Here is an 18,778-nt window from a genome sequence, read left to right on the forward strand (position 1 = left end):
GAATGAACACCGAACTGAACAGCGGCCCGAAAAACGGTTTCGACATCCGCCGCCTGATCAACCGTGACAACAATATTGTCCAGCTTCTGCTGATGACGGTGCTGATCTTTGTGGTCATGACCGCCCTCAGCCCTGACAAGTTCCTGCGGTACTACAATTTTGAATCCCTGACCTACCTGTTCCCGGAACTGGGGCTGCTGGCGATTGCGATGATGATTGCCATGCTGACCGGCGGCATTGACCTGTCGGTGGTCGGTATTGCCAACCTGTCAGGCATTCTGGCCGGGGTGATATTCCATAAAATCGCCGGGGACAGCGGCGTGGCAGGCACCGGTTTTCCCACCGTGCTGCTGGGCATCGGCGTTGCCATCGCCACCGGGGCGGTGGCCGGGGCCATCAACGGGCTGCTGATCACCCGGATGAACATCACGCCCATTCTGGCGACGCTGGGCACCGGGCAGGTCTACACCGGTCTGGCGGTGGTGCTGACCGGTGGTCCGGCCATCGTCGGGTTCCCCGACATGTGGTCCTTCATCGGCAATGGCAAGATCCTTGGCCTTGCCACCCCGTTCGTGCTGTTTCTGGTGCTGATGGTGCTGCTGGCGTGGGTGCTGACCCGCACCACCTTCGGCATCAACCTGATGCTGATCGGCACCAACCCCAAGGCGGCCCTGTTCGCCGGATTGAAGCGGGAACGGATGGTGCTGTACAGCTACATCCTGACCGGGGTGCTCGGCTCCATCGCCGGGATCATGCTGTCCGGGCGGACCAACGCCGCCAAGTCGGATTATGGAACATCTTACCTGTTGCAGGCGGTGCTGATCGCCGTGCTGGGCGGAACCAACCCGGCGGGCGGCAAGGGCTCGGTGATCGGGGTGTCGATCGCGGTGATCGCCCTGATGCTGCTGTCCAGCGGCTTTACCATCCTGCGGTTTTCCAACCATCTGGTCGATTTCATCTGGGGCGCGTTCCTGCTGCTGGTGATCGCCCTGAATGCGTGGAAAAACCGGGGCCGTTAACCGGTCTGTCGTTCTGGCGTGCGCCCCGGCGGAACCGGGGCGCGGGGAGGGATACTATGGCTGTGCACAGCACACTTCACCTTCAGAAGTCCTTTTTCGGGGAGCGGGAACGGGTGGTGGCGGAAGCCCACGGCATCACCGTCAGCCTGTTCCGCTACGACAGCGGCATTGAAGGGCTGCGGCTGACCAACCGGCGCGGCCATCTGGTGGTCCTGCCGTATTATGGCCAGATGATCTGGGATGCGGTGTTTGACGGTGTTGACCTGACGCTGGCCAACATGTTCAGCATGCCGCGCCCGGCGCAGGAAATCGTCGGCACCTATGGCTGCTTTGCCTTCCATTCCGGTCTGCTGCGCAACGGCTGCCCGGGGCCGGAGGACAGCCACCTGCTGCACGGCGAAATGCCCTGTGCGCCGATGGATGCCGCCGGTCTGGAAATCGGGGCCGATGCCGAAGGACCGTATGTTGCCGTCACCGGGCGGCGGGAATATGTGATGGGCTTCGGGGCCCATTATGGTGCCAGCCCCCGGGTGGTGCTGCGCCCGGACAGCACCCTGTTTGACATCGTGATGCAGGTGGAAAACCTGTCTGCTGCCCCGATGGACCTGATGTACATGTGCCACGTCAACTTCGCCTTCTGCGAAGGGGCACAGATCGTGCAACCGGCCCCGTTCCTGCCGCAGACCACCGTGGTGCGGACCAAGGTCCCGGCCCATGTGCCGCGCAGCCCGGCCTACGACGGCCTGCTGTCGGCACTGGCGGAGGATCCGGCAGTGATGGAGGTGCTGGATGAACCGCACCGCTACGACCCGGAACAGGTGTTCTACATCCGGGGTCTGAAGACCGATGCGGCGGGCCGGACCGCCCTGATGATGCGGCGGCGGGAAGGGGATGCCTTCCACATTGCCTATAACACCACTGATTTCCCGAAAACGGTGCGCTGGGTGCTGGTCAACAGTGACCAGAAGGTGGCGGCCTTCGCCCTGCCGTCTACCTGCGAACCGGAAGGGTACACGGCCGAAAAAGCCAAGGGATCGGTGCAGACGCTGGCCGGGGGAGCGGTGCGGGAGTTCACCGTCCGCACCGGCTATCTGACTGACGCGGAAGCGACGGTGGCGGAAGCCGCCATCAAGGCCCTTTAACCATTACAGACGACCTGAGAAAGAGGGGAGGACGCCACCATGTCCGGTAAAATCGCCGTTGTCGGCAGCAATATGGTCGATCTGATCACCTACACCGACCGCATGCCGCTGCCGGGGGAAACCATCGAGGCCCCGCGCTTTGAGATGGGCTGTGGCGGCAAGGGGGCCAATCAGGCCATCGCCGCCGCCCGGCTGGGGGCGGAGGTGATGATGGTGACCAAGGTCGGGGATGACATCTTCGCCGATAACACCATCCGCAATTTCCAGACCTCCGGCATTGATACCCGCTTTGTCGAGCGGGTGCCCGGCACCTCCAGCGGGGTGGCCCCGATTTTTGTCGAGCCGTCGGGCGAAAACAGCATCCTGATCATCAAAGGGGCCAATGCCCTGCTGTCTCCGGCGGATGTTGACCGCGCGGCGGAGGCGCTGAAGGACTGCTCGCTGATCCTGATGCAGCTGGAAATTCCGCTGGAGACAGTCTACCACACCATCGACTTCGGGGCCCGGCACGGCATTCCGACGCTGGTCAATCCGGCCCCGGCCCCGGCGGAACTGGATCCGCGCCGGATCGAGAAGGCGACGTTCCTGGTGCCGAACCAGACCGAGCTGGCCACCATCTCCGGGATGGCGGTCAACAATGAACACGATGCGGAACTGGCGGCCCGCGCCCTGATCCAGCGCGGGGTGCATACCGTGATTGTCACACTGGGCTCCCGTGGGGCGCTGCTGGTCACCGGCGAGGCTCCGGCGAAGCACATTGCCCCGGTCAAGGTGACGCCGGTGGATACCACCGGGGCCGGGGATGCCTTCATCGGCTGTTTCGCCCGCTATTACGTGCAGACCGGCGACGTTGAGGCGGCCCTGCACAAGGCGGTGCGCTATGCCGCCAACAGCATCCTGCGGCCGGGGACCCAGAAGTCCTACGTCGATGAGGCGGCGTTTGAGGCTTTCTGCGCCACCCTGTGATCTCTGACCGGGAGAAAACCCCATGACCCGCGCGGTTATCGGCGTTGATGTCGGCACCGGCAGTGCCCGTGCCGGAGTGTTTGATCTGGCCGGGCGGCGGCTGGGCATGGCAGTGCATCCGATCCGGATGTGGAAACCCGACGCTGACCGTGCCGAGCAGTCGTCGGACGATATCTGGCAGGCGGTGTGCCGGGCGGTGCGGCAGGCGGTTGCCGCCTGCACGGAGCCGCCGCAGGTGATCGGGCTGGGGTTTGACGCCACCTGTTCGATGGCGGTGGTTGATGCCGCCGGGCAGCCGGTGACGGTGTCGCCGGAGGGCGATGATGCCCGCAATGTCATCGTCTGGATGGATCACCGGGCGCTGGAACAGACGGAGCGGATCAACGCCGGGGGCCATGCTGTGCTGCGCTATGTCGGTGGCCGGATTTCTCCGGAAATGCAGACCCCCAAGCTGCTGTGGCTGAAGGAACATCTGCCGGAGACATGGGCGCGGGCGGCGCATTTCTTCGATCTGCCGGATTACCTGACATGGCGGGCCACCGGCTCGGATCAACGCTCGCTGTGTTCGCTGGCCTGCAAATGGACCTATCTCGGGCATGAGGGCCGCTGGGATGATGGCTATCTGTCGGCGGTCGGGCTGGGAGATCTGGTGACGGAGGGCCATCGGCGCCTTGGCACCCGGGTCGGTCCGGTCGGGCAGCCGGTGGATGGCGGCCTGTCGGCGCAGGCGGCGGCGGATCTGGGGCTGACGGCGGGGATTGCCGTCGGCACGTCGCTGATTGATGCCCATGCCGGTGGGGTCGGGATCATCGGGGCCGGGGTGGATGCGGCGGATCCGGCTGCCTTTGACCGCCGGATTGCCCTGATTGGCGGAACCTCCACCTGCCATATGGCGGTCAGCCCGCAGGCCCGCTTTATCCCCGGAGTGTGGGGGCCTTACTACTCGGCAATGCTGCCCGGCCTGTGGCTGAACGAAGGCGGGCAGTCGGCGACCGGGGCGTTGGTTGATCATGTGGTCAAGGGGCACGCCCGCCATGCTGAACTGGCGGAACAGGCCAGCCAGCATGGCACCACCGTTTATGCTCTGCTCAATGCCCGGCTGGAGGGGATGGCGGCCGTGGCCGGGTGTCCGGTGGCGCTGCTGGCGGCAGACATCCATGTGCAGCCGGACTTCCACGGCAACCGCTCGCCCCGGGCCGATGCCTCGTTGCGCGGGATGGTCAGCGGCCTGCGCCTGAGCGACAGCGTCGAGGAGCTGGCGTTGCTGTATCTGGCGACGGTGCAGGCGATTGCGCTGGGTACCCGCCATATCATCGCCGAAATGAACCGGGCCGGGTATGCGGTGGATACCGTTCTGGCCTGTGGCGGCGGCACCAAGAACCCGCTGTTCATGCAGGCCCATGCCGATGCCACCGGTTGCACGGTGGTGCTGCCGCAGGAACCGGAAGCGGTGTTGCTGGGTTCGGCGATGCTGGGGGCGGTGGCTGCCGGGGCGTATGCCGATGTCACGGCGGCGATGGAGACGATGAGCCATGTCGGCCACAGCATCCCGGCGGATCCGGCGGTACGGGACTTCTATGACCGCAAATACCGGGTGTTCCAGCGGATGTATGACGACCAGATGGCCTATCGGGCGCTGATGGCGGCAGAGTAAAAAGCAGGCCGGAACGGGTGGTTCCGGCCTGTTTACTTCTGGGTGTGTCTCAGGGGTCTTTTGGTCTGTCTGAGGTCTCAGGCTTCTGGGCCCTGGCTCTTTGCCAGCAGGGCTTGCGATACCTTCGATCCCGGTGTCCGGCCGAGAACGGACGAAATCGCCCATCCGGCCCGGGCCAGCGCATCCAGATCCACCCCGGTTTCGATGCCAAGGCCATTCAGCAGATACACCACGTCCTCGGTGGCGACGTTGCCGCTGGCCCCCTTGGCGTAGGGGCAGCCGCCCAGTCCGGCGACGGAACTGTCGATCACCGACACCCCCATCTCCAGCACTGCCAGCAGATTGGCCAGCGCCTGCCCCCAGGTGTCGTGGAAGTGGGCCGCCAGTTGCTCCAGCGGCACTTCGGCCGCCACGGCTTCGATCATCCGCCGCGCCTTCAGCGGGGTGCCGGTACCGATGGTATCACCGAGCGACACTTCATAGCAGCCCATGCGGTACAGGGCTGCCGCCACTTCCGCCACCTTCTGCGGTGCGATGTCCCCTTCGTAGGGGCAGCCGAGAACGCAGGACACATAGCCGCGCACCCGCCAGCCCCGGGCCTTGGCCCGCTCCATCACCGGGGCGAAGCGGTCGAGGCTTTCGGCGATCGAACAGTTGATGTTCTTCTGCGAAAAGGTTTCCGAGGCCGCGCCGAAAATGGCGATTTCCTCGACCCCGACGGCGGCTTCGGCGGCGTCCAGCCCCTTCAGGTTAGGCACCAGCACCGGATAGGAGACACCGGCTTTCCGGGGGATCCGGGCCAGAACCTCCGGGGTGTCAGCCATCTGCGGCACCCACTTGGGGGACACGAAGCTGCCGCTTTCCACCACCGGCAGCCCGGCATCAGCCAGGGCGGCAATCAGCGCCACCTTGGCTTCGGTCGGGACCACGCCCTTTTCATTCTGGAGGCCGTCGCGCGGCCCGACATCGACGATTTTGACGCGGGCGGGCAGGTTCATGTGTTCTCTCCGTCGTCGATCACCAGCAGGGTGACGCCATCGGTGACCTGATCACCGGGGGCGAAGGCGATGCTGGCGACGGTCCCGGCCTGCGGGGCGGTGATGGTGTGTTCCATCTTCATCGCTTCCAGCACCATCAGGGCCTGACCGGCGGTAACGGTCTCCCCTTCGGCAACCAGAACCTGAATCACCTTGCCCGGCATCGGGGCGGTCAGCGATCCGCCGTGACCGGCATCCTGACCGGCCCGCGCCGCCGGGTCCTCCAGCGTCAGACGGTGCTGATGGCCGTTGGCCATGATCACCAGATCGTTGCCCAGCCGCACCACGGTGGCGCGCTGGCGCACCCCGTCGAGGTCCGCCAGCAGGTCGCCGTGGCTGTCGCGTTCAGCCCGGGCCTGCACCGCGCCGCCCGGCAGATCAATCTGCCAGCGGCCCTGACCCCGGTAATGCACCACCACCTTGACCTCGGCCTCGCCATCAAGGAACACGAAATCATGGTGGTTGTCGTCATTCAGGCGCCAGCCATCGGTGGAATGCCACGGGCTGTGCGGATCGGCCGAGGCGGCGGCCTGCTGCCGGGCCTCGTCTTCCCGCCGCAGCAGGGTATCCAGCACCGCATAGGCCAGCTGGGTGTCGCTGGCCTTGCCCGGCTCGGGGATCAGGTCGGCGCGGTGGGCATCAATGAATTTGGTGGAGATGTCCAGCCCGGCAAAGGCCGGATGGGCCGCCACCGCCGACAGGAAGGCGATGTTGGTCGCCACCCCGACCACCTGATAGTCCGCCAGCGCGGTTTGCAGGCGGCGCAGGGCGCTGTCACGGTCGTGATCCCAGACGATCAGCTTGGCGATCATCGGGTCGTAATGCATCGACACCGCATCGCCCTGCAACACCCCGGTATCCACCCGCACCCCGGCGGTTTCCACCGGCGGGCGCAGGTGCGACAGGGTGCCGATGGAGGGCAGGAAGTCCTTCTGCGGGTCTTCGGCATAGACCCGGGCCTCGAACGCATGGCCGCGCGGCACCAGTTGATCCTGCGTCAGCGGCAGCGGCTCGCCGGAGGCAACGCGGAGCTGCCATTCCACCAGATCCTGCCCGGTGATCATTTCCGTCACCGGGTGTTCCACCTGAAGGCGGGTGTTCATTTCGATGAAATAGAACTCCCCGTCCTGATACAGGAATTCCACGGTTCCGGCCCCGACGTAATCGACGGCCCGGGCGGCGGCAACGGCGGCATCGCCCAGCTTGCGGCGCACATCGGCGGGCAGGGCCGGGGCCGGGGCTTCCTCGATCACCTTCTGGTGGCGGCGCTGGAGCGAGCAGTCGCGTTCAAACAGGTGAACGTAATTGCCGTGGGTATCGCCGAACACCTGCATTTCCACATGGCGCGGGTGGTCGAGGTACTTTTCGATCAGCAGGCTGTCATCGCCGAAGGCGGCCTTGGCTTCGCGGCGGGCCCCGGCGATGGCGGCGGCCAGCTCGGACGCGGCACGCACCACGCGCATGCCCTTGCCGCCGCCCCCGGCGGAGGCCTTGACCAGCACCGGATAGCCGATACGGTCGGCCTCACGGGCCAGCAGCGCATCGTCCTGATCCTGCCCGTGATAGCCGGGCACCAGCGGCACCCCGGCGGGTTCCATCACCCGCTTGGAGTCCGACTTCGATCCCATCACCTCAATCGCCTTCACCGGCGGGCCGATGAACACGATGGTGTTGGCCTTCAGGGCCTCGGCAAAGCGGGCGTTTTCCGACAGGAACCCATAGCCCGGGTGCACCGCCTGTGCGCCGCTGGCCTTGCAGGCGGCAATCACTTTGTCGATCACCAGATAGCTTTCCGCTGCTGCTGCCGGGCCGAGGCAATAGGCCTCGTCCGCCATTTTCACATGCAGGGCGTTGGCATCGGCTTCGGAATAGACGGCAACGGTCTTGATACCAAGGCGGCGGGCAGTCTTGATAACGCGGCAGGCAATTTCGCCACGGTTGGCGATCAGAATCTTGGAAAACATCGGTTTATCCCTCCACCCACGCGGCTTTGCGCTTTTCAAGGAAAGCCCCGAGGCCTTCCTGCCCTTCATCGGAAACCCGGATATCGGCAATCCGCCCGGCGGTTTCCTGCAACAGGGCATCGGTGATCGGCTGATCGGTGACGGCATCAATCAGCGACTTGGCGGCGGCCATGGCCCGGGGGCCGTTGGCCAGCAGGGTGGTGATCATCGCGTCCACCGCACCGTCGAAGCTTTCCTCGTCGGTGATGTCGTGGACCAGCCCCAGCCGGTGCGCTTCCTGCGCATCAAACCGTTCGGCGGTCTGGAAGTAGCGGCGGCAGGCCCGTGCCCCCAGCGCCTGCACCACATAGGGCGAAATGGCGGCGGGGATCAGCCCCAGCTTCACTTCCGACAGGCAGAACGAGGCTCTGGGACCGGCAATGGCGATATCGCAGGCGGCGACCAGACCGACCCCGCCGCCGAAAGCCGGGCCATGCACCCGGGCAATCACCGGTTTGGCGCAGGCATGGATGGCGTGCAGCATCCGCGCCAGCCCGAGGGCATCGGCGAAGTTTTCGTCGCGGCTATAGGCGACCATCCGCTTCATCCAGTTCAGGTCAGCCCCGGCGGAGAAGCTTTTGCCCGCGCCCTGCAACACCACCACCCGCACGGCGGGATCAGCGGACAGGGCGGTGAAGGTGTCGGTCAGGCGGGCGATCAGCACATCGTCAAAAGCGTTGTGCAGGTCGGCGCGGTTCATGGTGACGCGGCAGACGCCGCGCCCGTCGGTTTCGACCAGAAGGGTTTCGGTGCTCATGCTGTGGTCTCCCCCGGTCACATCCGGAACACGCCGTAGCGGGTTTCCCCGATCGGGGCGTTCAGCGCCGCCGACAGGCCAAGGCCCAGCGTCATGCGGGTGGCGGCGGGGTCCACCACGCCGTCATCCCACAGGCGGGCGGAGGCGTAATAGGGGTGGCCCTGCGTTTCGTACTGTTCGCGGATCGGGGCCTTGAAAGCCTCTTCGTCTTCTGCGGCCCAGACCTTACCCTGCGCATCCATGGCATCGCGGCGCACGGTGGCCAGCACCCCGGCCGCCTGTTCGCCGCCCATCACCGAGATCCGGCCGTTCGGCCACATCCACAGGAAGCGCGGGCCATAGGCACGGCCGCACATGCCATAGTTCCCGGCCCCGAACGATCCGCCGATCAGCACGGTGAATTTCGGCACGCTGGCGCAGGAGACGGCGGTGACCATCTTCGCCCCGTCCTTGGCGATACCGCCGGACTCATACTTGCGGCCGACCATGAAGCCGGTGATGTTCTGGAGGAACACCAGCGGAATGCCGCGCTGGTTGCACAGTTCGACGAAGTGGGCCCCCTTCTGGGCGCTTTCGGAGAACAGGATGCCGTTGTTGGCGACGATGCCGACCGGATAGCCGAAAATGCGGGCAAAACCGGTGACCAGCGTGGTGCCGTACTGGGCCTTGAATTCGTCAAACCGCGATCCATCCACGATGCGGGCGATGATTTCGCGCACGTCGAACGGCTTGCGGGTGTCCTTGGGGATGATGCCGTAGATTTCCGACGGATCGTACAGCGGCTCTTCCGGGGTGGCGATGTCAACCTGCGGGCGTTTGGTGCGGTTCAGGTTGCCGACAATCCGCCGGGCGATCGACAGGGCGTGACGGTCATCCTGCGCGTAATGGTCGGTGACGCCCGACACCTTGCAGTGGACATCGGCCCCGCCCAGATCCTCGGCGGAGACGATCTCGCCGGTGGCGGCCTTCACCAGCGGCGGACCACCGAGGAAAATGGTGCCCTGATTGCGGACGATCACGCTTTCATCGCACATGGCGGGCACATAGGCCCCCCCGGCGGTGCAGGAGCCCATCACCACGGCAATCTGCGGGATGCCCGCCGCCGACAGGTTGGCCTGATTGTAGAAGATCCGCCCGAAGTGTTCCTTGTCGGGGAACACCTCGTCCTGACGGGGCAGGAATGCCCCGCCACTGTCGACCAGATAGACGCAGGGAAGATTGTTCTCGCGGGCGATTTCCTGCGCCCGCAGATGCTTCTTCACCGTCATCGGGTAATAGGTGCCGCCCTTGACGGTGGCATCATTGGCGACCACCACGCATTCCACACCGTTGACGCGGCCGATGCCGGTGATCACCCCGGCAGCGGGGACGCCGCCGTCCTCATACATGCCGTGGGCGGCAAGCTGGCTGAATTCAAGGAACGGGGACCCGACATCCAGCAGCTCCCGCACGCGGTCACGGGGCAGCAGCTTGCCACGGGCGGTATGCTTGTCTCGCGCCTTGGCACCGCCGCCCTGTTTGACGGCAGCGACCACCTGACGCAGGTCATCGACCAGCCCCTGCATATGGGCGGCGTTGGTCTTGAACTCTTCCGAGCGGGTGTTGATGGATGATTTGAGAACGGTCATCCGTTTCTCTCCCAGAGGTCACGGTCCAGAAAATACGGTCCAGAGATCGCGTTCCAGAGGTCGCGTTGTTGTTTTTTAAGGGTACACTGTTGATCGGCAGGTCCCGCCGGGGTTGTGCCCCCGGCGGGGTGCGAAGGGTGTCAGCCGGGGCTGCGCGGCCCGACCGGGCCGCCGCTGTCTTTCCACGCCTTGAAGCCGCCTTCCAGATGGCAGACGAACGGCAGGCCCATGTCCTGAAGGGTCTTGGCTGACAGCGCCGACCGCCACGCCGAGGCGCAGTACAGCAGGAACCGGCGGTCTTCGCCGAAGACCGGCTTGAAATACGGGCTGTCCGGATCGACCCAGAATTCCAGCATGCCGCGCGGGGCGTGGAAGGCCCCGGGGATCATGCCGTCGCGTTCCAGTTCCCGCACGTCGCGGATGTCGATGAACACCACGTCGGGGTCACCGAACAGGGCCCGGGCCTCGGCCAGCGGCACGGTCTGCACCTGTGCGTAGGCCTCGTCCAGCAGCGCCTTGTAGCCTTTGGTCACCGCCATCGGGGATCCTCCCTTACCAGCCGCCGCTTTCCAGCCATTCCTCGACCATCCACAGGCGGTCGGCCCCCCAGAACATCTCGCCGTCAACGATGGTCATCGGGGCACCGAAAATGCCGCGTTCCACCGCTTCGGCGCAGACGGCCTTCAGCTTGTCCTTCACCGCGTCGTCGTCCAGCGCGGCGGCAAGGGCGGCGCGGTCGGCCCCCATTTTTTCGGCGATGTCCAGCACGGTGGCGGGGTCGCTGATGTCGCGGTTGCGGGCGAACAGGGCATCAAACACCACCGCCACAAAGTCGGCGGCGAGAGCGGGGTTCTGCTGTTCCAGCCAGTAGTAGGCGCGGGCGGCGGCCTGCGTCGGCAGCGGGAAGGTGCCCGGCCACTTGAAGTCGATGTCGTACAGGCGGGCGAACCGCTCGACATCATGGTTCATGTAGGCGGCCTTCATCGGCTGCTTGGTCAGCGGGGCCGAGCCGTTTTCCTTAAACACCACCCCCAGCAGGAACGGCCGCCACACCACGGTGCGGTCATGCTCTTCCGCCATGTCGGCAATCTGCATCGCCGCCAGATAGGCATAGGGGCTGGAGAAATCGAACCAGAACTCGATCGGGGTTTTCTTCGCCATGGTGCGGTGTCCGTCCTTTGGGCGTGGGGGTCAGATCAGGCTTCAGCGGCGATGGCGCGGGCAATGACCATGCGCTGCACGTCGCTGGTGCCTTCATAGATCTGACAGACGCGGACGTCGCGGTAAATGCGTTCCACCGGATAATCAGCCACATAGCCGTATCCGCCGAGGGTCTGGATTGCTGCCGAGCAGACCTGTTCCGCCATTTCCGAGGCGTAGAGCTTGGCCATGCAGGCTTCGGTCAGGCAGGGTTCCCCGGCGTCGCGCAGGCGGGCGGCTTCCAGCACCAGATGGCGGGCGGCCTCGATCTTCACCTTCATGTCGGCCAGCCGGAAGGCCACCGCCTGATGTTCGATGATCGGCTTGCCGAAGGTTTTGCGCTCCTTGGCGTACTCGCGGGCGAATTCATAGGCGGCGCGGGCCATGCCGACCGACTGCATGGCAATGCCGATCCGTCCGCCTTCCAGATTGGCCAGTGCGATCCGGTAGCCTTCGCCTTCCTTGCCCAGCATCAGGCCGTGCGGAATCCGCAGGTCGTTGAAAGCAATCTGGCAGGTGTCGGAGGCATGCTGGCCGAGCTTCTGTTCCACCCGCACCACCTCCCAGCCGGGGGTGGCGGTCGGCACGATGAAGGCGGAGATGCCCTTTTTGCCCGCCGCCGGATCGGTGACGGCAAAAACGATGGCAACATCGGCATTCTGCCCGGAGGTGATGAACATCTTGGTGCCGTTCAGCACCCAGTGGTCACCGTCGCGCACCGCCCGGGTCTTCAGGTCAGCGGCATCGGATCCGGCCTGCGGTTCGGTCAGGCAGAAGGCCCCCAGCATGTTTCCGGCGGCCAGCGGCTTGAGCCACTGTTCCTTCTGGGCATCGGTGCCGAACTTGAGGATCGGCATGCAGCCGACGGAGTTGTGCACGCTCATGATGGTTGAGACCGCGCCGCATCCGGCGGCGATTTCTTCCAGCGCCAGCGCATAGGAGACGTTGTCCATCCCGGCGCCGCCCCATTCCTCCGGCACCACCATCCCCATGAAGCCCAGCTCCCCCAGTTGGGCGATGGCTTCTTTGGGGAAGCGGTGTTCGCGGCCCCAGGCCTCGGCATGGGGGGCAAGTTCGGCCTGCGCGAAGGCACGGGCCGTTTCCCGCACCATCAGATGCTGTTCATCGAGATGCATTGGTCCTCCACCAGAGTTTGATGCCGGTTCCGGCCCTGATACGGGCGGGCGGCGTTTTCTTGGGTCCATCCCCGGTCCGTCAGGGGCCGGGGCACCGGATACGCAGCAAAAAAACAGACTCAAAACACCGGGGGAGGCGCAGGGCAGGATCAGGCCCGCGCTTCAAACTCCCCGGTCTTCTCATTCAGGGCGTACAGAACCCCGGCTTTCATATCAAACCACCAGCCGTGCAGGCGCAGGTAGCCGGCCGCTTCGGCAGCCTGCACGAACGGGAAGGTCCGCAGGTTGGCCAGCGACCGCTTCAGGGATTCCTTGCTCACCACGTCGGGGTCGGCGTCGGTGGCACATTCGCCCATCAGCGACATCCACGGATTGATGAAGGTGCGGTCGGAGACACTGCCGTTCCGGGCCGCCACCAGCGCCTTGACGCCACCACAGTTGGAATGGGAGAGAATCACCGCGTCAGAGACCTTCAGATCCCGCACCGCATATTCCAGCGCCGCCGAGGTGCCGTGGTAGCGGCCATCGTTTTCAAACGGCGGCACCAGTGCGGCGACGTTGCGGACAACGAACAGTTCCCCCGGCTCGGCATTGGTCAGGATCGCCGGGTCAACACGGCTGTCGGAGCAGGCGATCAGCACGACTTCCGGGCTCTGCGACCCTTCCACCAGCGTCATCACCCGTTCCGGGCGCTGTTCGTAATAAGCGGCCTTGAAGCTGCGGAATCCGGCAATCATCCGGTCAATGGTCTTCAACACGCTTCTCTCTCCGTCAGAACCAGAAAACGGCCGTACAGTAACCGTTTTCCGCTCCGCAGCATAGCGCCCGGTCCGGGGGTGCCGGACCGGGCCGCACCGCATCAGCCGACCAGTTCCAGCGCCACGGCGGTGGCTTCGCCGCCGCCGATGCACAGGGATGCCACACCGCGCTTCAGGCCGTTCTGCTTCAGGGCGTTGATCAGGGTCACCAGAATCCGCGCCCCGGACGCGCCGATCGGGTGGCCCAGCGCGCAGGCCCCGCCATAGATATTGACGGTGTCATGCGCCAGCTTCAGGTCGTGCATGGCGACCATGGTTACCACGGCGAAGGCCTCGTTGATTTCCCACAGGTCCACGTCCTTGGTGGTCCAGCCGGTTTTGGCCAGCACCTTCTGGATCGACCCGACCGGGGCGGTGGTGAACCAGCGCGGTTCCCGGGCATCGGTGGCATGGCCGGTGATCGCCGCCAGCGGGGTCAGGCCGCGCTTTTCCGCTTCCGAGCGCCGCATCAGCACCAGCGCCGCCGCCCCGTCGGAGATGGAGGAGGAATTGGCGGCGGTGACGGTGCCATCCTTGCGGAAGGCGGGCTTCAGGGTCGGGATTTTGTCGATTTTGGCATTGCGCGGCTGCTCGTCGGTGCTGATCACCACGTCGCCCTTGCGGGAGGACACGGTGACAGCCTCGATTTCGGCGGCAGCGGCCCCGGAGGCGGTGGCCTTCTGCGCCCGTTCCAGACTGGCAATGGCGAAGGCATCCTGCTGTTCGCGGGTGAAGCCGTAGTGCCCGGCGGTATCCTCGGCGAAGGTGCCCATCAGGCGGCCGCGGTCATAGGCATCTTCCAGCCCGTCGAGGAACATGTGGTCCAGCACCGCGCCGTGGCCCATGCGATAGCCGCCACGGGCCTTATCCAGCAGGTAAGGGGCGTTGGTCATGCTTTCCATGCCGCCCGCCACCATGACAGTGGCCGAACCGGCCAGCAGCATGTCGTGGGCGAACATGGCGGCCCGCATGCCGGAGCCGCACATCTTGTTGATGGTGGTGCAGCCGGCGGCATCATGCACCCCGGCCCCGCGGGAGGCCTGCCGGGCCGGGGCCTGCCCCTGACCGGCGGGCAGAACGCAGCCCATCACCACCTCATCAATGCTGTCGCCGGAAACTCCGGCACGGGACAGGGCGGCACGGATGGCAATGCTGCCCAGCTCCGGGCAGCGCAGGGGTGCCAGTTCCCCCTGAAAACCGCCCATCGGCGTGCGGGCGGCACCGACGATCACGATCGGATCAGAAACGCTCATGGTCAAAATCCTTGAAGTCGGGGGCGGAAGGATCAGGCGGTTTCGGCGAACAGTTCGCGGCCGATCAGCATGCGGCGGATTTCGCTGGTTCCGGCCCCGATCTCGTACAGCTTGGCATCACGCAGCAGGCGGCCGGTGGCGTATTCGTTGATGTAGCCGTTGCCGCCCAGAGTCTGGATCGCCTCCAGCGCCATCCACGTCGCCTTTTCGGCGGCGTAAAGGATCACCCCGGCGGCATCCTTGCGGGTGGTTTCGCCACGGTCGCAGGCCTTGGCCACCATGTACACATAGGACCGGCAGGCGTTCATGGTGGTGTACATGTCGGCGATCTTGCCCTGCATCAGCTGGAATTCGCCGATGGCCTGCCCGAACTGCTTGCGTTCGTGGATATAGGGCACAACGATATCCATGCAGGCCATCATGATGCCGGTCGGACCGGCGGCCAGCACGGCGCGTTCGTAATCAAGGCCGGACATCAGCACGCGCACGCCGCCGTTGACAGCCCCCAGCACGTTTTCTTCCGGCACTTCGCAGTCCTCAAACACCAGTTCACAGGTGTTGGACCCGCGCATGCCCAGCTTGTCCAGCTTCTGGGCGGTGGAAAAGCCCTTGAAGCCCTTTTCGATCAGGAAGGCGGTGATGCCTTTCGGCCCGGCGTTGATGTCGGTCTTGGCGTAGACCACCAGCGTATCGGCATCCGGGCCGTTGGTGATCCACATCTTGTTGCCGTTCAGGACGTAGCGGTCGCCCTTCTTCTCGGCGCGCAGCTTCATCGACACCACGTCAGACCCCGATCCCGGTTCCGACATCGCCAGCGCGCCGACGTGTTCGCCGGAGATCAGTTTCGGCAGGTAGCGCTGCTTCTGATCGGCGTTGCCGTTGCGGCGGATCTGGTTGACGCACAGGTTGGAGTGGGCGCCGTAGGACAGGCCGACCGAGGCCGAGGCGCGGGAGATTTCCTCCATCGCCACCACATGCTCCAGATAGCCGAGACCGGCACCGCCGTATTCTTCCTCGACCGTGATGCCGAGCACGCCGAGGTCACCGAACTTGCGCCACAGGTCCATCGGGAACTGGTTGGTGCGGTCGATCTCCGCCGCGCGCGGGGCAATTTCCGCGTCCGAGAATTTCCGCACGGAGTCGCGGATCATGTCGGCGGATTCACCCAGATCAAAATTCAGGCTCGGCAGGGTCATGGCTGTGCGGTCCCTTTCTGGATGCCGCCCGGAGCGGGGCCGGGGGCAGACGTTTCCTGAGAGAAGCCGTGGGGTGGGGCGCAGAATGACCCTTCTTGTTATCCGTCGGCTCCGATGGCGGCAATCCTACTTTCCGTTTACGTAAACGTCAATAATGCCGACGGGCAGCAGCGTTATTTTGTCGCGTCGGGCTGCCCCCCATGCATGACCGGGGCCGGGCGGCTGTGGTATCTGTGATAATCCTACTATGGGTCTGCTGTCTGTGCACCGGCCTGCCGCACTTTCTGGCCGGGGGTGTGATTGCGGGGGGCGACCGCAGCCGCCATGGTGTGATAACAGGAGGGCGGTGTGGTAACAGGGGGTTAACCCTGTACCGGATAGAATGTGCCGGATTCAGGCAGGGACACTAACGACGGGAGCAGGCACACAGTGGAAACAGAAGCGAGGGCCCGGCTCGACACGGCGGTGCTGGTTGTCGGTGACAGCGAAGGCGATGGCCCGCTGCTGCGCCTGATTCCGCCGCCGCTGCGGGGCATGATCCGTGGCGCGCAGAACCGGATGGAAGCCCAGCGCATCAACCGTCTGGTGCGGGTCGCGGCGCAGTTCTATCCGCTGCTGCAACGCCTTGAGGACAGGGCTGTGGCCGATGCTGAAAAGCGTCTGGCCGGGCTGTCTTTCGAAGACGCGCTTAGTTCCGATGAGGCGATTGAGCGGGGCCTGCGGCTGTTTCTGTCGGCGTGGAAGTCCAACGTCTTCCGTCTGCTGGATGATCAGGGCAAGGCGATCCCGCCGGAGAAGGTCAAGACGGCGATGGGGGCCTGTGGCCTGACGGTGGAGCAGGGCATGACCTACTTCATCAATCTGGCGCTGGTGCAGATTTTTGCCTCCAACCCCAAGGTTCAGCGGCGGATGATTGGGTCGATCACCGATCCGCAGATGATGGTGAAGGTCCGGCTGCTGTCGCATTTTGATATGCTGGCGCTGACCGAACTGACCATGGGCTTTGGCAGTTCCATGGGGCAGATCCTTGGCAGTCTGGAAAACGAACAGATCTATGCGCTGGCGACCCTGAAGGCCTTTCATCTGCGGGCGCTGCGGCAGGTGTTCCGGGCCGGGTTCAAGAATATCGTCAAGTGGGATCCCGGCGTGATCCGGTCGATCGGCACCACCTTTACCTGTGTCGAGCAGATGCTGGATCTCGGCGAGGCCCTTGGCGTTGTCACCAGTGCGGAATCGATGGCGGCGATCGGCTCCTGGGAAATCCGCGACATTACCGACCGCATCAATGAAGAACGGGCATCGCGCGGCGAGCCCAAGGTGGCGGGCAACCGATTCGAAACCGATATTGCCGCTGCGGATAAAATTTTCGGGTCCTACTTCACCTCCCTGATGTCGGAGCCGCCGGATATCATTGAAGGCATCGGCAGGGTTGTCGCTGACATCCGCCGCAGCGAGAAGGTGGAGCGCAAGCACCGCATTGATGAGGTCCGGCTGTTCCTTGACCGCTATCTGGAATTTATGACCCCGGATGTCTTCCGGGCACTCGGGCTGTCGGGGCCGCGCCCCGGCAGCTTCGGGCAGGCGCTGTTTATCTGTGAAGGGCTGTTCTCCAAGCCCGGTGTCGGCCGCAGGTTCTTTGAAGAGGCCCTGAAGACGCCGGAAGGGGTGCGGGCGCTGAACAACCTGCGCAAGGATGTCGAGGACATGCGCCGCAGCGGCCAGCTGAAGGCGGAGCCGGAAATCCGGACGCTGGTGCAGAACTCCGACATGCTGGACAAGCATATCGTCCAGTACATCAAGTTCCGCTGATCCGATGCTGCATTGCGGCGTTCCCGTGGCGCCGGTCCCTTGAAAAACAACATCTGTTGCCACGGTTTCGCCACCATGGCAGAAGATAATCAGGGTGTCCGGCTGGCAGTGGAAGGTGCCGTCAAGGCCGGGCATCAGGACGATAAAATACCGGGGGCTCCGGCGGCATCGGCCGCCTGACGGGGAACCTGCAACGCATAATCAGGTGCGGACGCTGATCCGCGAAAGGACATTATGACTCGTCGTGTTCGTAAGGCGGTGTTCCCTGTCGCCGGTCTGGGGACGCGCTTCCTGCCTGCCACCAAGCTGGTGGCCAAGGAAATGCTGCCGATCGTCGATAAGCCGCTGATCCAGTACGCGGTGGAAGAGGCGCGGAAGGCTGGTATCGAATACTGCATCTTTGTCACCGGCCGCGGGAAGGCGGTGCTGGTCGATCATTTTGACCACGCCCCGGAACTGGAAAGCCTGCTGCGGGAACGCGGCAAGACGGAACCGCTGGACGAACTGCTGGGCGGCCTGCCGGAGCCGGGGACCATCGTTTCCACCCGCCAGCAGGAACCGCTGGGTCTGGGTCATGCCGTGTGGTGTGCCCGCTCCTTTGTCGGTGATGAGCCCTTTGCCGTCATCCTGCCGGACGATCTGGTGATGGCTGACCGCCCGTGCATCGGCCAGCTGATCGAGGCGTGGCAGGAAACCGGTGGCGGCAACATGCTGGCCGTGGAAGAAGTGCCGCACGACAAGACCGACAAGTACGGCATCCTCGATATTGCCTCTGACAATGGCCGTCTGGCCGTCGCCAAGGGCATGGTGGAAAAGCCGAAGCCGGAGAACGCGCCGTCCAATCTGGCGGTGATCGGCCGCTATGTGCTGGATCCGCTGGTGATGCGCACTCTGGAAAACACCCCGAAGGGGGCCGGTGGCGAAATCCAGCTGACCGACGCCATCGCCGCCACCATCGGCAAGGTGCCGCTGCATGGCTACCGTTTCGACGGCACCCGGTTTGACTGTGGTGACAAGGTTGGCTTCATCGAAGCCAATATCGCCTTCGGTCTTCAGCGGTCCTCGATGCGCGGTCGCCTGACCGAGGTCATCAAGGACTATTCGACCAAGCTGTAAGGGGGACACGGCCCGGCCTTCTGTGCTATAAGCGCTCAGGCCGGGCCTTCCTTCATGGGCGTGGT

The 18,778-nt window shown here is 64.7% G+C and carries 16 protein-coding genes; 6 read left to right on the forward strand and 10 right to left on the reverse strand.

The features are described 5' to 3' along the window. The first annotated feature begins 2 nt into the window (after positions 1-2). Genes FHS48_RS16310 through FHS48_RS16325 form a run of 4 tightly spaced genes read left to right on the forward strand, consistent with a single transcriptional unit; the run spans position 3 to position 4,781 of the window. Positions 3-1,019, forward strand: a complete 1,017-nt coding sequence (locus FHS48_RS16310; RefSeq protein WP_184264977.1) for an ABC transporter permease — start codon at positions 3-5, stop codon at positions 1,017-1,019. A gap of 56 nt (positions 1,020-1,075) precedes the next feature. After that, the gene (locus tag FHS48_RS16315; RefSeq protein WP_184264978.1) at positions 1,076-2,161 is read left to right on the forward strand and encodes an aldose 1-epimerase family protein; all 1,086 of its coding nucleotides are present in this window, start codon (positions 1,076-1,078) and stop codon (positions 2,159-2,161) included. A gap of 39 nt (positions 2,162-2,200) precedes the next feature. Next, positions 2,201-3,127: a ribokinase gene (gene rbsK / locus FHS48_RS16320; protein WP_184264979.1), complete on the forward strand. Its 927-nt coding sequence runs from the start codon at positions 2,201-2,203 to the stop codon at positions 3,125-3,127. Positions 3,128-3,149: 22 nt separating this feature from the next. After that, complete coding sequence (locus tag FHS48_RS16325) at positions 3,150-4,781, forward strand: FGGY-family carbohydrate kinase (protein WP_184264980.1); 1,632 nt, start codon at positions 3,150-3,152, stop codon at positions 4,779-4,781. A 77-nt stretch (positions 4,782-4,858) separates the two neighbouring features. On the opposite strand, the gene FHS48_RS16330 is transcribed toward FHS48_RS16325, so the two are convergent. The 10 genes from FHS48_RS16330 to FHS48_RS16375 all read right to left on the reverse strand — a co-directional run bounded on the left by FHS48_RS16330 (position 4,859) and on the right by FHS48_RS16375 (position 15,788). Further along, a complete protein-coding gene (locus FHS48_RS16330; protein ID WP_184264981.1) occupies positions 4,859-5,779 on the reverse strand; it encodes a hydroxymethylglutaryl-CoA lyase in 921 nt (306 codons plus the stop codon). Then, positions 5,776-7,782: an acetyl-CoA carboxylase biotin carboxylase subunit gene (locus FHS48_RS16335; protein WP_184264982.1), complete on the reverse strand. Its 2,007-nt coding sequence runs from the start codon at positions 7,780-7,782 to the stop codon at positions 5,776-5,778. The genes FHS48_RS16330 and FHS48_RS16335 overlap by 4 nt, the downstream gene beginning before the upstream one ends. Positions 7,783-7,786: 4 nt before the next feature. Continuing rightward, positions 7,787-8,578: an enoyl-CoA hydratase/isomerase family protein gene (locus FHS48_RS16340; protein WP_184264983.1), complete on the reverse strand. Its 792-nt coding sequence runs from the start codon at positions 8,576-8,578 to the stop codon at positions 7,787-7,789. Between the two features lie 17 nt (positions 8,579-8,595). After that, positions 8,596-10,206, reverse strand: a complete 1,611-nt coding sequence (locus FHS48_RS16345; protein WP_184264984.1) for a carboxyl transferase domain-containing protein — start codon at positions 10,204-10,206, stop codon at positions 8,596-8,598. 140 nt (positions 10,207-10,346) lie between these two features. Further along, entirely contained in the window at positions 10,347-10,745 is a 399-nt protein-coding gene (locus FHS48_RS16350) for a rhodanese-like domain-containing protein (protein ID WP_184264985.1), read from the reverse strand. A 13-nt stretch (positions 10,746-10,758) separates the two neighbouring features. Further along, entirely contained in the window at positions 10,759-11,367 is a 609-nt protein-coding gene (locus FHS48_RS16355) for a 2-hydroxychromene-2-carboxylate isomerase (protein ID WP_184264986.1), read from the reverse strand. 35 nt (positions 11,368-11,402) lie between these two features. Next, entirely contained in the window at positions 11,403-12,542 is a 1,140-nt protein-coding gene (locus tag FHS48_RS16360) for an acyl-CoA dehydrogenase (protein ID WP_184264987.1), read from the reverse strand. 149 nt (positions 12,543-12,691) lie between these two features. Continuing rightward, positions 12,692-13,300 (reverse strand): carbonic anhydrase, encoded by a 609-nt coding sequence (locus tag FHS48_RS16365; RefSeq protein ID WP_184264988.1) that lies wholly within the window; start codon positions 13,298-13,300, stop codon positions 12,692-12,694. Between the two features lie 101 nt (positions 13,301-13,401). After that, a complete protein-coding gene (locus tag FHS48_RS16370; RefSeq protein WP_184264989.1) occupies positions 13,402-14,592 on the reverse strand; it encodes an acetyl-CoA C-acyltransferase in 1,191 nt (396 codons plus the stop codon). A 32-nt stretch (positions 14,593-14,624) separates the two neighbouring features. Further along, positions 14,625-15,788: an isovaleryl-CoA dehydrogenase gene (locus FHS48_RS16375; protein ID WP_184264991.1), complete on the reverse strand. Its 1,164-nt coding sequence runs from the start codon at positions 15,786-15,788 to the stop codon at positions 14,625-14,627. 429 nt (positions 15,789-16,217) lie between these two features. Between FHS48_RS16375 and FHS48_RS16380 the strand changes: the two genes are divergently transcribed. Both FHS48_RS16380 and FHS48_RS16385 read left to right on the forward strand, forming a co-directional pair. Then, positions 16,218-17,597, forward strand: a complete 1,380-nt coding sequence (locus tag FHS48_RS16380) for a hypothetical protein (protein ID WP_184264993.1) — start codon at positions 16,218-16,220, stop codon at positions 17,595-17,597. 234 nt (positions 17,598-17,831) lie between these two features. After that, entirely contained in the window at positions 17,832-18,713 is an 882-nt protein-coding gene (locus FHS48_RS16385) for a UTP--glucose-1-phosphate uridylyltransferase (protein WP_184264995.1), read from the forward strand. Positions 18,714-18,778: the final 65 nt, after the last annotated feature.

It is taken from the genome of Novispirillum itersonii (genome assembly GCF_014205675.1).
Taxonomy (GTDB): Bacteria; Pseudomonadota; Alphaproteobacteria; order Rhodospirillales; family Rhodospirillaceae; genus Novispirillum; species Novispirillum itersonii_A.

What these genes read in the sequence shown, in the direction of transcription:
- FHS48_RS16310 (WP_184264977.1), top strand. Translation starts at nt 3, where the DNA reads ATGAACACCGAACTGAACAGCGGCCCGAAAAACGGTTTCGACATCCGC.
- FHS48_RS16315 (WP_184264978.1), top strand. Translation starts at nt 1,076, where the DNA reads ATGGCTGTGCACAGCACACTTCACCTTCAGAAGTCCTTTTTCGGGGAG.
- rbsK (WP_184264979.1), top strand. Translation starts at nt 2,201, where the DNA reads ATGTCCGGTAAAATCGCCGTTGTCGGCAGCAATATGGTCGATCTGATC.
- FHS48_RS16325 (WP_184264980.1), top strand. Translation starts at nt 3,150, where the DNA reads ATGACCCGCGCGGTTATCGGCGTTGATGTCGGCACCGGCAGTGCCCGT.
- FHS48_RS16330 (WP_184264981.1), bottom strand. Translation starts at nt 5,779, where the DNA reads ATGAACCTGCCCGCCCGCGTCAAAATCGTCGATGTCGGGCCGCGCGAC.
- FHS48_RS16335 (WP_184264982.1), bottom strand. Translation starts at nt 7,782, where the DNA reads ATGTTTTCCAAGATTCTGATCGCCAACCGTGGCGAAATTGCCTGCCGC.
- FHS48_RS16340 (WP_184264983.1), bottom strand. Translation starts at nt 8,578, where the DNA reads ATGAGCACCGAAACCCTTCTGGTCGAAACCGACGGGCGCGGCGTCTGC.
- FHS48_RS16345 (WP_184264984.1), bottom strand. Translation starts at nt 10,206, where the DNA reads ATGACCGTTCTCAAATCATCCATCAACACCCGCTCGGAAGAGTTCAAG.
- FHS48_RS16350 (WP_184264985.1), bottom strand. Translation starts at nt 10,745, where the DNA reads ATGGCGGTGACCAAAGGCTACAAGGCGCTGCTGGACGAGGCCTACGCA.
- FHS48_RS16355 (WP_184264986.1), bottom strand. Translation starts at nt 11,367, where the DNA reads ATGGCGAAGAAAACCCCGATCGAGTTCTGGTTCGATTTCTCCAGCCCC.
- FHS48_RS16360 (WP_184264987.1), bottom strand. Translation starts at nt 12,542, where the DNA reads ATGCATCTCGATGAACAGCATCTGATGGTGCGGGAAACGGCCCGTGCC.
- FHS48_RS16370 (WP_184264989.1), bottom strand. Translation starts at nt 14,592, where the DNA reads ATGAGCGTTTCTGATCCGATCGTGATCGTCGGTGCCGCCCGCACGCCG.
- FHS48_RS16375 (WP_184264991.1), bottom strand. Translation starts at nt 15,788, where the DNA reads ATGACCCTGCCGAGCCTGAATTTTGATCTGGGTGAATCCGCCGACATG.
- FHS48_RS16385 (WP_184264995.1), top strand. Translation starts at nt 17,832, where the DNA reads ATGACTCGTCGTGTTCGTAAGGCGGTGTTCCCTGTCGCCGGTCTGGGG.